The organism is Colwellia sp. BRX10-9 (assembly GCF_014077405.1).
GTDB lineage: Bacteria > Pseudomonadota > Gammaproteobacteria > Enterobacterales > Alteromonadaceae > Colwellia_A.
In genome coordinates, this window is sequence record NZ_JACGVV010000038.1 from 18650 (window position 1) to 33302 (window position 14653).

The window sequence follows — 14653 nt, forward strand, 5'->3', positions numbered from 1 at the left end:
GGGTATTGGCCAAAAAAAAGACCTTATACTGCCATTTATTGATAAATATTAGCCTCAGGTAGAATGTTGATCTAATAATTACAATTGTCTTAATGGGTAGATATTAATATTCGACGAACGGGTAGCAGATGTGGGAAACGTTAATTAAGAGGGCTAGATGTTGATAACCCGATAATAAGACCTATTAAGGTATTATGATTAACGCTGCCACTTCTTTTTACCCTGAGAAAAGTCAATACAGCCTTGTTAGTGCCAATGACTTTGCCCGATTTATGATAATTTATTCAATGGTTTGACGTGTAAATCTGAATAACTGATTTTAAGTTAACACATAAATACAATTTATAGCTTTAAATATTTAAAGTAATAACTCTAAAGTTTTTGTCACTTGGCTCCAACCAATACAAAAAGTAGACTTGGCGGCGCTTATTCAGCAAGTAACTTTATTGAATTGGTGCTGATACTGTTATTGGTAAAAAAGATTGTACCAATGGCGAGCTCAGAACTTCTGCTGATGGTCTTGCCGTCACTGAAGTTCCCGAGCTTGCAAGGCTGTGGTTATTCGCTCTTGCACTTTTCGGTTTAGCAATTAAAGCGCAAGGTAAAAAAGCATAAACAAGTATCTTAGTCATACATAACCACTCCTTTAGGAGTCGTTTTAATTTGTTAGCTGACATATTTGGGCATTATTGCGATATAGACTCACTGCAACGCAAGATGTCATTGTTCAACAATATTCACCTATAATAATCTCTTAAATATAGTGTATATCACCACTACGTTATAATAACGTCATCATCAAATTTAGCTAACAACGTGCTGCTATTTTTAAATGGCTTAACGATCGTTAAATAATCATTTATTCTAGAATACCGCTAAGAAGACCAGTCTAATAAGTATGAAAATAAAGATGCAAGACAATTAATTCACTACTATAGAAACAATAAGGTTCAAGTTACTCTGGTGTTGAGGCATTGCGAATTTCAAACTTTTCTAACATTTTTTCACTTAAAATCGGGCTGTAATAGTTAACGTTATTTCTACCTGAATTTTTAGCTGCATACATGGCAATATCGGCATTTTTAAGTAACGTTTTACTGTCATTTCCGTCATGAGGAAATTTGGCGACACCAATACTTGCTGAACTTTTAACCCGTTGATCATCAATATGATACAAAGCACTAATACTTTTGTGCATTCTTTCAACTATATGCGCAAGGCCATCATCATCAGGGGAGATAATAATGATAATGGCAAATTCGTCACCTCCTAAACGAGCTAAAAGGTCGTGAGCTCTTAAGCATGATTGCAATCGTTTACCTATTTGAATAATCAACTGATCACCTGCGTCGTGGCCCAAGGTATCGTTAACTTCTTTAAAATGGTCGATATCTACAAAGACAATGGCAAAATAACTGTCCTTTTTAGCAACTAATTCGTTTAATTTTTGGTTTAAATAATAGCGATTAGCCAATCCTGTTAAGGCGTCGTAGTTTGCTCGTTGATGCAGCTCTATCAACTTTTGTTTTTTAAACATGATATAACGAATTGAAACTGCAAGCGTAATAAGTGATAACACCATAAAGAGGTAGTACCAAATGGGCATGGCAACTTTGATCATCATTGTCGATTGATCTCGACTCCATACGCCATCACTGTTTGTTCCTTGGACAACAAACTGATAACTGCCCGGATCTAAATTAGTGTATTGAACAAAATTAGTATTCTCACTGTAAACCCAATCACTATCAAAACCTTTAAGCTGATATCGGTAATGGTTGTTTTTAGGTGCTGTATAATCAAGCGAAGCAAAATAAATTTGAATATTGGGGTTTTCACCATCGAGAACCAAGCTTTCAGAAAATGTTTTATCACTGACTATTACCGTGCTCTTATTGGCAACTAGGATCTCAGTTATTTGGATCGGGGGGTTAAAGTTATTTTGCGATAACTTATCTGTTTCAACACGAATTAAGCCTTTGTTGGTCCCTAATAGTAAGGTGTTATCAACGATGGCAATAGCCGCTTCAATGAAGTTAAAATTTTTGTCCAAGAGTAAAGACTTATACTGAGTTACTTGCTGAGTATAAATGTTATACATGTAGAGTTCATTGCTGGTAGTAAACCAAAGTCGACTCTCTCCTTGAGCGATAACTGATTTTAATTGACCGTTGAACAGGTCATTTTTTTTGGTCATTGTTTTAATATTAACAGTGCGTTTATCAGGCCCCGAAAAAGATAAACGAACCAGCCCACCGCCTTGTGTGCTTGCCCAAATATCTCCAGATGCTAGACGAATTATGCCACTGACCCTGACATTTGCGCCGTTAATACCAAGATTGTATTGGGTTGATGCGCCAGTGTTAAGGTCGACTTTAAATATACCGTCAGTGGTTCCCATCCACATAGCGCCATTATCGTCGATAAGCGTTTGATAGGTAAAATTCCCTTCATCGTAATATTTATTATTTTCGGTATTGAGAAATTGTTTATTGATGCCCTTTTCTTGATCAAACAATAGTAATCCAACGTTTATATAGCCTGTTATCCATATAGCCATCTCATTGTTTTTATCTTGGGTGAGTGTATAAAATTCGTTACTTGGAAAGCCTTGTGAATTGCCATTAGCATTATCAAAGTGATTTAATGTATTGGCTTGATGATTGAATAAGCTAATACCTTGATCAGATGATAACCACATGAGTTCATTATTTATGAGAGAAATATTCCAAATGCTATCATGAGAAAATTGATATTGAGTCAGGCCATCTAAATTTATATGGCTAATTTCACTGGTCTCTAAGTCGAGGGTATTAAGCCCTTGTCCGGTGGCTAACCATGCTATATTTTTATCGATGACTATGTGGTTAATTAAATTACTTGAAAGACCTTTGTTGTCAGCTTTTCTAGGGTATATATAGCTTGCGCTCGTATATGGACTATAGGTGGCTATACCATTGTCGGTTGAGATCCATGCCATGCCTGAACGATCAAAAAATATGTGGGTGATCATATTAGAAGGAAGGCTTGAAAGAGAAAAGGGTTGATTTTTAATATGTTGATAAGTATTCGTTTGTGGTGTAAATATTGTTATTCCTTTATAGGCATGGCCAATCCACAAATCACCTTGCTCGCTCAAAGACAAAGCATAAATGCTGTTATCGGCAAGGCTATTAATATTATTTGGCGTATGCTTAAAGTTTTTAACCGCTTTCGTCTTAGGGTTGTATGAAATAAGACCGTCTGCTTCACTACCCATCCAAAGTATGCCTTGGTTATCAGTAACGGCAGTCATCGTTACTTTACCAAGAAGTGTTGTGTGCTCGGCATTATCGGTCACTACTGCTTGTAAAATCATTTGCTCTCTATTTAATAAAGCGAGACCGTTAGATGTTATCGTATATATCTGTCCCAGTTTATCTTCTACCATAGCGTAAATAGTAACAAGGTACTTATTACCATTTGAAAAGTAAGGTATAAATTGAAAGTTATCCTTTATTTTATTGTATAGGTTTAGTCCGCTACCTGTGCCAATCCATAACTCGTTTTGATGATTAACATGCAGAGATACAGTCCAGTTTGAATATAAACTATTAGGATTTTTAGCATCTTGTAAGTAAATGACAACACTACCATCAGGACGAATTTTATTTAGCCCATGTTCGCTTGTTAACCAAATATTACCGTCATTGTCTTCTACTATGTTAGTAATAAAATTGTGGCTTATGTGCCGTGGGCTACCTGGAGAGAACTTGTAATGCTCAAATGCTTTACCATCAAAGCGACTAACTCCAGCATCTGTTGCCAGCCAAATAAAGCCATTGCTTTGCTGGAATGTTTGATTGATATTAAGTGAAGGAAGGCCATCTTGAACATTGAGTAACGTAAAACGATATTGTTGAGCGAGAGCAGGCAGTGAAACAAAAAAAATATTAGCCAATAAAATCAATAGAATGATTTTATTAATTAATTGTCCTAAAAATAACTTATAAATAGCAATAATACGTCTCGTTATCTATCATCAGAAATACTGGGTTATATTTACTTAATTACTACAGTAAAAGTGGCTAAGTACGAAATTACGTTGTCCCTGATAATAACAGGATTTTTCGGTCAAGCTTGTTACTATAGTTTTTAATCTGATGACTTATTTGTAGTAATAGGGTTAACAGCTTTTTTAACAAACAATGAGTTGCAGCGCACCTTAAGTTAATTCAATGGCACTACGAATAAACACCAAGAAAACCTTAGCAAATTTTCTATATATTGCAACTATGTACTATAACTTGCTTGATCTAAACAGTAATTTTACCTTTTTAACTGCCATATAGCGTTAGATCGTTATTTAGATAAAGGTATAGTTTCGCTAGTCGTTTCATTAATTGCACGTTACCCATTAGTTAATTTGTGTATAATTTAAAAAATTAATGTAAGTCTGTTTAAAATACGAGTATCAGAACTGTGCTAAAAAAAACGTTAAATAAAATTTCTTCAATAACACTCTTTTTTATTACAATTGCTACAACCGAGGTTGAAGCGTTAGAAACTATATTTAATGCAGATATTACTGTCGACAGTTCTTTTATTGATAATAATACTTTTTCTAAAAATGTAATACGCGGTCTGCTCAATGTTGGCTTTGAAACAAACCTAACTAACCTTATTGGCAAGCAAAGTTATATTTCAGTAGGGTATGCTGTACAACGTGGTGAACAAGGTTCTGATATTGCTATTGATATTCAAGGGTTTAGTAATATTGATGAACAAGACTTTAACCATGCATATGAAGTTATTTTTGCGGTAAAACTCAACAAAAAATTATTTATTAAGCTAGGACAGATGGACGCCAATAGTGATTTTGCCTTCACAGAATATGGTCTGGAATTTATTAACTCTTCTATGGGGGTGAGTCCAACAATTCAAGGTCTTCCCACCTATCCTCAGCCAAGTATAGGTATTTATAGCCAATATAAATTAAATTCAGCGATAACAACTCGACTTGGTTTTTACGAAAGTAGTGCTAAGTATAATCACTTTGATGATTTTTTCTCTATTGCCGAAGTGCAGTGGCACTATCAAGGTCATAGTTCGGTGAAATTGGGTGCTTGGAATCATTCATATCTTGAAAATGGCGATCGAATATCAGCAAGCTCAACAGATATCTATATCGTTGCTGATCATTATTTTAATGAAAAAGTTAGTGCTTTTATGCAATGGGGACAAGCAAAGAAAAAAGTCGTTGCTGTAGATCAGCATTTTAGTCTTGGTGTTAAATACCGAGGACTTTTCAGTGAAGAAGATACCTTGGGCCTAGGGTTCACCCAAGCGGATGTTGTTGGAGCGGATAGTGAGCAAGTTACTGAGTTATTTTATCTATTTCCAATAAATGACAAAATAAATATCAAACCTGATCTTCAATTTATTTCATCACCTTCTGGAGACAAATCAGTAAGTGATTTACTCATCTTTACTTTACGCTTAACCGCCCAATTTTAGGGGAGATAAATAACCACAAGAAATCGTTTATTTATCGACATGCTTTTTCTCTTACCAGTTAAACATCTTCTTAATATTTCAGACTTACCCTAAGGTTACTTTTGAATAATTTTAATCCTAGCGGACTTTGCTATAAATAAACTGTTGTTCTAATATTATATAGCTATTAATACCTTGATAGCGCTCAAATTTAATTATGTTTTAGCTGTCAAATCGACAGTTGACGTCTATTATAAAATAGAAGGAACTTTTGGATTTAGCTAAATATGATATCAAAAAATGTTAACACAATAGCGCCCCAACAATACGTGACTAATGATTCACTGCACCAATTATTTGATGCAGTGAATGTTGTTTCTGTGCAAGGATATGATGAAAATCGGCGGGTCATTTATTGGAATATAGGTAGTGAATTACTTTACGGTTTTACCCAGCAAGAAGCTCGCGGACAAAAATTAGAAGACTTAATTATCCCCGCCGCTATGCGTGATTCAGTTGTTGCGGCACACAATGATTGGATAAACAAAGATATAAAAATTCCTACTGCAGAGATCATCTTGTCTCATAAAAATGGCAATGATATTAATGTCCTTTCAAGTCATGTCATGTTTACTAATCAATATAATAAAAAACAAATGTACTGTATTGATGTCAATTTAGCTGATGTTAAGTATGCACAGTCGCAAGCGCTATTCAAAGACCATATGCTTAAAACCATTATTGATGCTATCCCTGATTTATTCTTCTTAATGGAAGTCGATGGGACCATTATCGATTATCGTGCAAGCGAACAAAAAAAACTTTACGTTTCACCCGCGCACTTTATTGGCCAACGTATGACTGATGTCTTACCTAGTGAGGTCGTTAAAAAATTTGAAACTCATTTGGCTAAAATACAACAGCAAGAAGAGATGATAACTTTCGAATATGAGCTAAATATGCCTTATGGATTAGCATATTTTGAAGCTAGAATGAGCTATTTGGCAAAATATAACCAAATAGTAACTATTATTCGGGATATTAGCGAACAGTACAAGTCTGCTGAAATAATTCGCAACCAAGCTTATTTTGATACCTTAACTTTATTACCTAACCGGTTTTTATCACTCGACCGTTTATCACAAATGCTGATTGAAGCCGAAAGAAATAATGAGCAAATAGCCGTCCTTTTTCTTGATTTAGACGATTTCAAGAAAGTTAATGACTCATTGGGTCATGAGATGGGGGATAAAATACTGATCAAATCGGCAAAGCGCTTAAATAACGTTGTTCGAAAAGAAGATACGGTTGGCCGCTTAGGAGGGGATGAATTTATTGTACTGTTACGCGGAATTACCTGCCATCATGATGCAACAATTATTGCTGAAAATTTACTCCAAGCCTTTAGAGAACCTTTTAATATTGATAGCAGAGAATTAATACTTACCTTAAGTATTGGTGTTGTTGTATACCCTGAAAATGGCTGTTCTAGCTCTGATCTACTGCGTAATGCTGACACGGCAATGTATGAAGCAAAATCTTTAGGTCGCAATACGTATTCATTTTTTACTAAAGAAATGAATATTGTGATGTTGCGCCGTTTTGAAATTGAAGAACAAATGCATGGCGCACTAGAACGTAATGAATTTGAGCTATATTATCAGCCTCAATTAGATGTCAAAAGTGGCCATGTTATTGGTGTTGAAGCACTGTTGCGATGGCATAATTCTGTTTTAGGTAATATCGCGCCAGTTGAATTTATTCCTATTGCCGAACACACCGGCCTTATTGTGCCGATTGGGCGGTTTGTTATTAAACAAGCATTAAGCTTTTTAAATGTATGGCAAAAACAAGATCATAAAACATACACTATGGCTGTGAATATATCGCCTCGGCAATTTAGAGATGTTGAGTTACTCACTTTTATTAAAAACTGTCTTGATGAGGAAGTGATTAATGCGAGCAGTTTGGAAATTGAAATTACTGAAGGGGTGTTAATGAGTGGTCAATCTTATATTCATGACGCCTTGATTGAAGTTGAAAGACTGGGTATAAAACTATCAATGGACGATTTCGGTACTGGGTATTCATCATTAAGTTATTTAAGAGAATATGCCTTTGATGTGCTCAAAATAGATAGAAGCTTTATTCAAGGGATCACAATAAATAAGGCTGATTGTCAGTTAGTTAAAACTATTATTGTTATGGCACATAGCTTAGGTATGACTGTTGTTGCCGAAGGCGTTGAAACTCAGTCACAGCTTGCTTTACTAGCAGAGTTAAATTGTGATTTAGTGCAAGGATATTATTTTAGCCGACCAAAACCAGCCGAGCAATTACTTGATTTTTCAGCTCACTTCAAACCCAAAGCGTAACATGATTGCTAACGTTTACAACTCTGTTATTAGCAGAGTGAACACCACCGTAACAGGCATTCTTTTGTGGGGCTATTTAGCAATACCGTTAACCAGTATCAATTAAGCACTTTAATTTTACGCTACTAATCTGTAATACTTCATTAATAGGCTAATATCTTAATGAAGTGCTCGCCACAAAGAAGCCTCAATTGATTAAAAATACCTACTGACTTGCCAAGAGGCAATTATAGCGATGACTAATCACTTGAGCGCTAGTATTATCATAAAAATTGACCTATAACTAAATATTAAAATGATTATTATCATTACGTTATAAATTGAGTTGGGGCTGTGTATATGCAAAGAATGGGTTCAATTACCAAGTATTTGGCATTTTTAAGTGGGATAATTTTTAGTTTAACGCTGATATTTTATAGCTACTCCTACATTTTAAAAAGTCAGCTTTTAGAGCAAGGAGAATATATACTTAGCGATTTAATGGATACCACAGCTTATGGATATGATGTTATTGAGTCATTAAATAACCAAAACTTTACTTATTGCTCTGATGAAAATTTATTAGCAATGCGAAAATCTCAATTTGAATCAAATGACATTAGGGACATAGGCTTCCTCGAAAATGGCGTATTGACCTGTACCACAGGAATTGGCATCTTAAAAACACCCATCAAGGGACCTAGCTATGACTTTATGCTGGACGGCCATGAATTCTGGTTTAACCATAAGTTGATCACTTTCGATAGAAAGGTACAAGGTATTGTTATTCGTAAGGACAATTATAATTTAGTCGCATCATTTCAAGGTGTTTTGTATGAACACAGAAAATTTAAAAACTATGAACTGCTAGCACTCAAAGGTGAAGAAATTATTCATCTTTTTGGTGAACCTGGAATATATCAAAAAAAATCAACAAGTAGTCAGCCTTATTTTAGCTCAGGATTACTATCGCACTCTTTTGAATTTTGTGGCCCTAAAGGATTAATCTGTGTGGCTATTGTGCAAAAAAACTTTTCAGAATTCCAACTTGCACCTGTTTTATTAATTTTAATGTTTATTTCTTTGATTTCAGGTGTGGCAACTTTACATGCTTATCAATCGATTTATAGTTACATTTATAGTACCAAAAGAAGAATAAAATTAGCCTTATCTTTTAAAAGTATTAAGCCACATTATCAGGCTATTGTTGAGTTACAAACGGGTAAGGTTATTGGCTGTGAATTACTGGCTCGATTTGAAGACCATATTGGTCCGCTTTACCCTGATCAATTTATTTCAGTGGTGGCTGAATTAGATATGTCTTGGTCGATGACGGAAGACCTTATCTTGCAAGCCATTGACGATTTTAAAGATATTAAGATTATCAATGAACCCTTTTATCTTTCCATTAATGTTTATCCTAAAGATATCAATAACGGTAATATCCTCAAAGGAGTCGAACTGTTTAAAAATATAACACCGAATCTTGAAGTTTGCTTTGAGGTAACAGAAGATGAAGAGTTACATTACAGTAAAGTGGGCAATACCTTAGAAGTACTGTCAAAAAGTCGTATTAAAATTTCTATTGATGATTTTGGCACCGGTTACTCTAATCTATCTCAATTAAAGCTGTTAGATATTGATACCTTAAAAGTTGATAAGTCATTTATTGATGAAGTTGAGACAGGCTCAATTAGATCAACCCTAATACCAAATATTGTTTCAATAGCGGATAAGTTAGGCGCGAGTATTATTGCAGAAGGTATTGAAAATAGATTACAAGTAGACGAATTACTGAAAATGGATATTAAATTTGGTCAAGGTTGGTATTACACAAAAGCTTTACCATTAGCAGAATTTAAACATTATTTGATCAATAATAGTGACTACAAATTTGATTAGTAAACCTAGGTGATTCTTGGTTTTATAACCGCTAATTTATAGTCTTATCGATTAAGCATATTGGCTGTTAATTTAACTAAAAACCCCTCAACAATTTTTGTTCAGGGGTTTTATAAGATTAATCTTTTATCAGTTGTTTAATTTTCGCCGCAGAGAAAAAATTATATAAAACAGGTAAGACAAATAAGGTTAAAAAAGTTGCGGTGACTAATCCGCCAACAATAACACTCGCGAGGGGGCGTTGTATTTCTGCACCCACGCCATTAGACATCATCATCGGGATCAACCCCAAAGCGGAAGTCATCGCGGTCATTAACACTGGACGTAGTCGCGATGTCGCACCGTCGAAAACTGCTTGTGACGTTGATAAGCCTTCTCTAATATGCTGGTTTATCCGCTCAACCATAACAACGCCATTGAGCACAGCAACACCAAACAACGTAATAAAACCAATAGAGCTCGGCACAGATAAATATTGTTCGCTAAGATAAAGCGAGAATACACCGCCAATAATCGCTAACGGTACATTAACCAAAATTAACATTGCCTGACCCAACGAGCCAAAAGCAAAATAAAGTAACAAAGCAATTAATGCCAATGAGAGTGGCACCACCAGTAATAGCCTCTGTTGCGCACGTTGTTGATTCTCAAATTGACCACCAATAACCACAGAATAACCTGAGGGTAAGTCTACTGTGCTGGCAATTATTTCACGAATATCAGCAACAACACTGCCCATATCTCTATCTTGTACATTTGCTTGAATAACGACTCGGCGTTGAACATTATCTCTACGTACCTGTGGCGGGCCTGACTCAAAGGTGATGGTGGCGATATCTCCTAAACGGACCCAAGCACCTGTTGGCGATTGTAAACGAAGGTCTGCAATGGCTTCTGGACTGTTACGATATTTTTCTTCTAATCTGACATAAATATCATAGCGCTCATTACCGTTAATTATCTGCCCAGCACTCACCCCGCCAATGCCATCTTTAATGACATCCATAACATCGCCAACCGACAAACCAAAACGAGAAAGTTGCTGTCTTTTTGGCTCTATGACTAATTGGGCTTCTCCTGCTATTTGCTCTAAGGCGACATCGCGCGCGCCTTTCACCTCTTTTATCGCCGCTGCAATTTCTTCGCCTTTACTGGCGAGTACGGACAATTCTGGACCGAATAATTTAATAGCCAGTTGCGCTTTGACCCCAGACAGTAATTCATCAACACGGGTCGCAATTGGCTGTGAAAAATTAAGCAGTAAGCCAGGAAATTGTTCAAGGTCCTCTGCCATTAACGTTTGCAATTCGATGCGACTTTTAGCACTATGCCATTGTGATATTGGCTTTAATCCTAGGTATATTTCAATGTTATTAACGGGCTCAGGATCGCCACCGATTTCAGCCCGGCCAATGCGGCTGAGTGCGTAGGTTACCTCAGGAAACGCCATTAACTTTTCTTCAAGAATAGGCGCTACTGCTAACGCTGTTTCCAAACTCGATGATGGCGCTAAAGTGACCCTTAAGTTAATGGTGCCTTCTTCAAGTTCAGGTACAAACTCTGTGCCTATTTGGGGGACCAATGATATAGCTGCAACCAGTAATGATATGCAAGTAAACACCACAAGCTTAGGGCGTTTCATCGCGGCTTTAAGACTTGTTCGATAGAGCTTATCTAAAGGCGTTAATATAAAACTTTCCCTTTCTTTTACACCTTTGTTAAACATAAACGTTGCTAGTGCCGGCACTACAAAAAGTGCTACTAGGATGGCAGATATTACGGCTAAAATAATGCTAATAGCCATAGGTTGAAAAAGTTTAGCTTCAACCCCTTCAAAACTAAAGAGTGGCGTAAAGACCACCAAAATAATGGCTGCGGCAAAAAATACCGGGCGAGCAACTTCTTTTCCTGCAGCCTTTAGCTGTAGTGGGATATCTTGTTGCTGGCTATTTTTATGGTTGGGATCGCTAGAGTGGTGTAAATGTTTAAAGATATTTTCAACCATCACCACCGAGCCATCAACTAACATACCTATTGCGACCGCAATCCCGCCTAATGACATTAAATTAGCTGATAACCCTAGCCAAGACATTACCATTAGCGCAATAGCGACCGAGATAGGTATCGAAATTAACACCAAAAATGTTGCGGTTAAATTCATTAAAAATAAGGCGAGTATCACCGCAATAAATATAAAAGCTAAGGCAAGTGCTTCAACAACAGTATTAACCGCTTGAGTAATTAAATCGGCTTGGTCATAGAAAGGCTCAAAGCGCACACCTTTGGGTAGGGCTTGATTAATCATGGGTATTCGAGCGTTAATTCCGTCAATGGTGGCCTTGGTATTTGCGCCAATACGCTTTAATACGATACCTGAAACGACTTCTCCCAAGCGTTCAACTTCGCCATTTTTGGTTCTGCGTGTCATGGTCGCCGCGCCTTGACGAATTTCACTCCCCAAAGTTACTTTGGCGAGATCTGCGATAGTGACTACCGTGCCAGACACGGTTTTCACTGGCACCTGCTTAATGTCTGCTAATCCCGCTTCACCACTATTAAACCAACCTGTGCCTCGTATAACTAATTGCTCTTGTCCTCTATTCATATACCAACCACCCACATTGGCATTGTTGTTTTCAAGTGCGGTAACTATGTCATCTTGGCTTAACTGATAAGAAAGTAATTTACTGGGTTCAATGTTGACTTGATATTGGCGAACACTACCACCAAAAGATAAAACATCAGTTACGCCATCTACTGGCATAACCAATAATTTCACTAGCCAATCATTTAAACTTCTTAAGGTCATTGAGTTATAACCCGCCTCTTTGTCAGCAATGAGTAAGTACTGAAAGACCTGACCTAAGCCTGAGGTATTAGGCCCCATTGCAGGTGAACCAACGCCTTGAGGGATTAGTGCTTTTGCCGCTTGTAGCCGCTCAAAAACTAATTGACGAGCAAAATATATATCGGTGCCTTCTTTGAAAACCACAGTAACGCCAGATAGTCCCGTTTTTGATATTGACCGTACTTGTTCAACATCAGGCAAGGCATACATCACCGCTTCAATCGGGTAGGTGATGAGTTGCTCTACTTCTTCAGCGGCTAAGCCAGGTGCTTCGGTATTTATCGCTACTTGAACATTAGTGACATCAGGAAATGCATCTAGATTTAAATTTGGAATGGCAATAATAGCGGCTGCCATAGTGGTGATGAGTGCAATAACCACCAGTAGCCGATTATCTATCGACCAATCAATCATTTTATTTAACATCGTGTTATTCCTCATTAGTGGCCGTGTGGATCAAATCCACTTTTCGCTATTTCTGAAGCCACAAAAAAGGCACCTTGGGTAACCACTCTTGTGTTGGCGGCAATACCGATGATTTGACGGTAATTGCCTAAAGGCTGACCTAATTCAACTTCAACAGCCTCAAATTCACCCGGATGGTCTTCAACAAAGACAGTCCAATCGCCATCAGCCCCACGCATTAACGCTGTTTCGGGCACTGCGATTACGGCAGTTTGCGTGTCAAATTGAAAGTTAACATCTACAAACATCCCTGAGTGTAATGAATCATCTTTATTTTCAACAGACAGCCTAACAATTCTAGTACGGGTTGTTGGGTCGATTGTATGGGCTTCTTGAATAACCAAGGCATGATAAGTTTGGCCAGCAAACTCTATTTCAGCCCTTGTCCCCGCGGGTAAGTTTAGTTTTTTGTTGGGTGAAACACGCGCCTCTACCCATAAGCTTTCTTCGTTAGCCAAAATCATAATTTGTTCACCGGGTGTGACTCGCTGTCCTTGTGAAAAATCATCACTTAATACCGCTCCTGCGCGCTGCGCTACTAAAGTATATTCACCTAAGTTTGATGAATTGTTTTTAACAATATCTTCAATAGCGTTTTTTGTTAGCCCAAATGCGGTCAAACGGCTAAAAGCGGCGATGTAATCAGTTTCACTTTTTAGTAAAAGACTCTCGCTTAACGTACCCTTAGTTAATTTTTTTGCCCGTTGCCATTCACTATACGTTACCCGATAATTAGCTTGTGCTGCAGCAACAGATTCACTAAATAACGTGACTAATGGTTGGTCTTTTTCAACATGTTCACCTAAGGTCGCATGACGACTTATGACCACTGACTCTGTGCGTGGTGAGACGATATAACTGGTGTAACCATTCGCTTTTATTTCTCCTGGGGCATAAACACGTCGTGCAAAAATCTTGGGTGTTAGCATCGATACTTTAATATTTGCTAGTGTTAATTGTGCCGTGGTAAAGCTAACCCCTGCTTTGTGCGTGTCTTCGGTTATTTCGACAGCAAGAGCAGGAATAGCTAAGGTGGTTAAACCATAAAATAAAACACTCAGTAGGTTTAGTGGCTTTGGCTTTTTATTGGTGTTGATCATTGTTATCTCTTAATTTAAAGGTAAACGTTGCAACAACACTAAATTCAATATTTAGTGTTAAGTAAACTTGTTGCGAAAAATTGTTATAAAATTAAATTAAGCGATGGGGGGGCGTATAAGTTGTTCTATAAAGTTGATGTTGATATCGATAAGATAAAAATATTGATTGGGAATTAATAGCTTAGTGACAGTCGAAGTTGATTTTTTTGTTAAAAACCATTGGCTGTGTGAACCTTGACAGTGCCCACAATGATGACAGTCTTTGACGTTATGCTCAGTATCAGAGGTTGCATTGAGTCGCGCTTGATTGTCAACTTCATGAGAATGTTCAGTTTGTAAATGTTGAGCGTCAAGCTGATGATTATTGTCTGAATTAGCCACAGCAACAAACGATTGCAAGGCAATCGATAGTACTATTAAAAAGCCAAGCCAAATGTTTTTCATTTTTACTGCATTCTTCAATTTACAAACAGAGACTGGCGGATGCTAAGCTAAATTATATTCTTAGT

At 37.0% G+C, this 14653-nt stretch carries 8 protein-coding genes; 3 read left to right on the forward strand and 5 right to left on the reverse strand.

The genetic code is table 11. The annotated features are described in order from the left end of the window. Positions 1 to 443 precede the first annotated feature (443 nt). A complete protein-coding gene (locus H4J69_RS17030; protein ID WP_182218724.1) occupies positions 444 to 632 on the reverse strand; it encodes a hypothetical protein in 189 nt (62 codons plus the stop codon). Positions 633 to 955: 323 nt separating this feature from the next. Further along, positions 956 to 3940 carry a diguanylate cyclase domain-containing protein gene (locus H4J69_RS17035; RefSeq protein ID WP_182230277.1) on the reverse strand — a complete coding sequence of 995 codons (2985 nt, stop codon included), beginning with the start codon at positions 3938 to 3940 and terminating at the stop codon, positions 956 to 958. Between the two features lie 521 nt (positions 3941 to 4461). On the opposite strand from H4J69_RS17035, the gene H4J69_RS17040 reads away from it, so the two are divergent. From H4J69_RS17040 to H4J69_RS17050, 3 genes are all read left to right on the forward strand, one after another. Further along, the gene (locus H4J69_RS17040) at positions 4462 to 5496 is read left to right on the forward strand and encodes a carbohydrate porin (RefSeq protein WP_182230276.1); all 1035 of its coding nucleotides are present in this window, start codon (positions 4462 to 4464) and stop codon (positions 5494 to 5496) included. Between the two features lie 266 nt (positions 5497 to 5762). Then, on the forward strand, positions 5763 to 7850 hold the full coding sequence (locus tag H4J69_RS17045) for an EAL domain-containing protein (protein ID WP_182244204.1): 2088 nt from the start codon (positions 5763 to 5765) through the stop codon (positions 7848 to 7850). Positions 7851 to 8330: 480 nt separating this feature from the next. Beyond that, positions 8331 to 9731 (forward strand): EAL domain-containing protein, encoded by a 1401-nt coding sequence (locus H4J69_RS17050; protein WP_182230274.1) that lies wholly within the window; start codon positions 8331 to 8333, stop codon positions 9729 to 9731. Between the two features lie 118 nt (positions 9732 to 9849). Here the strand turns inward: H4J69_RS17050 and H4J69_RS17055 are convergent, their stop codons facing one another. The 3 genes from H4J69_RS17055 to H4J69_RS17065 form a co-directional block, all read right to left on the reverse strand. Next, the gene (locus tag H4J69_RS17055) at positions 9850 to 13005 is read right to left on the reverse strand and encodes an efflux RND transporter permease subunit (RefSeq protein ID WP_182216616.1); all 3156 of its coding nucleotides are present in this window, start codon (positions 13003 to 13005) and stop codon (positions 9850 to 9852) included. A gap of 14 nt (positions 13006 to 13019) precedes the next feature. Next, positions 13020 to 14144, reverse strand: a complete 1125-nt coding sequence (locus H4J69_RS17060) for an efflux RND transporter periplasmic adaptor subunit (protein ID WP_182216618.1) — start codon at positions 14142 to 14144, stop codon at positions 13020 to 13022. 96 nt (positions 14145 to 14240) lie between these two features. Next, positions 14241 to 14588 carry a DUF2946 domain-containing protein gene (locus H4J69_RS17065; RefSeq protein WP_182216620.1) on the reverse strand — a complete coding sequence of 116 codons (348 nt, stop codon included), beginning with the start codon at positions 14586 to 14588 and terminating at the stop codon, positions 14241 to 14243. Positions 14589 to 14653 lie beyond the last annotated feature (65 nt).

Bases quoted from the DNA above. Each gene is read 5' to 3' on its own strand.
- H4J69_RS17030 (WP_182218724.1), bottom strand. From the start codon at position 632: ATGACTAAGATACTTGTTTATGCTTTTTTACCTTGCGCTTTAATTGCT.
- H4J69_RS17045 (WP_182244204.1), top strand. From the start codon at position 5,763: ATGATATCAAAAAATGTTAACACAATAGCGCCCCAACAATACGTGACT.
- H4J69_RS17050 (WP_182230274.1), top strand. From the start codon at position 8,331: ATGGATACCACAGCTTATGGATATGATGTTATTGAGTCATTAAATAAC.
- H4J69_RS17055 (WP_182216616.1), bottom strand. From the start codon at position 13,005: ATGTTAAATAAAATGATTGATTGGTCGATAGATAATCGGCTACTGGTG.
- H4J69_RS17060 (WP_182216618.1), bottom strand. From the start codon at position 14,144: ATGATCAACACCAATAAAAAGCCAAAGCCACTAAACCTACTGAGTGTT.
- H4J69_RS17065 (WP_182216620.1), bottom strand. From the start codon at position 14,588: ATGAAAAACATTTGGCTTGGCTTTTTAATAGTACTATCGATTGCCTTG.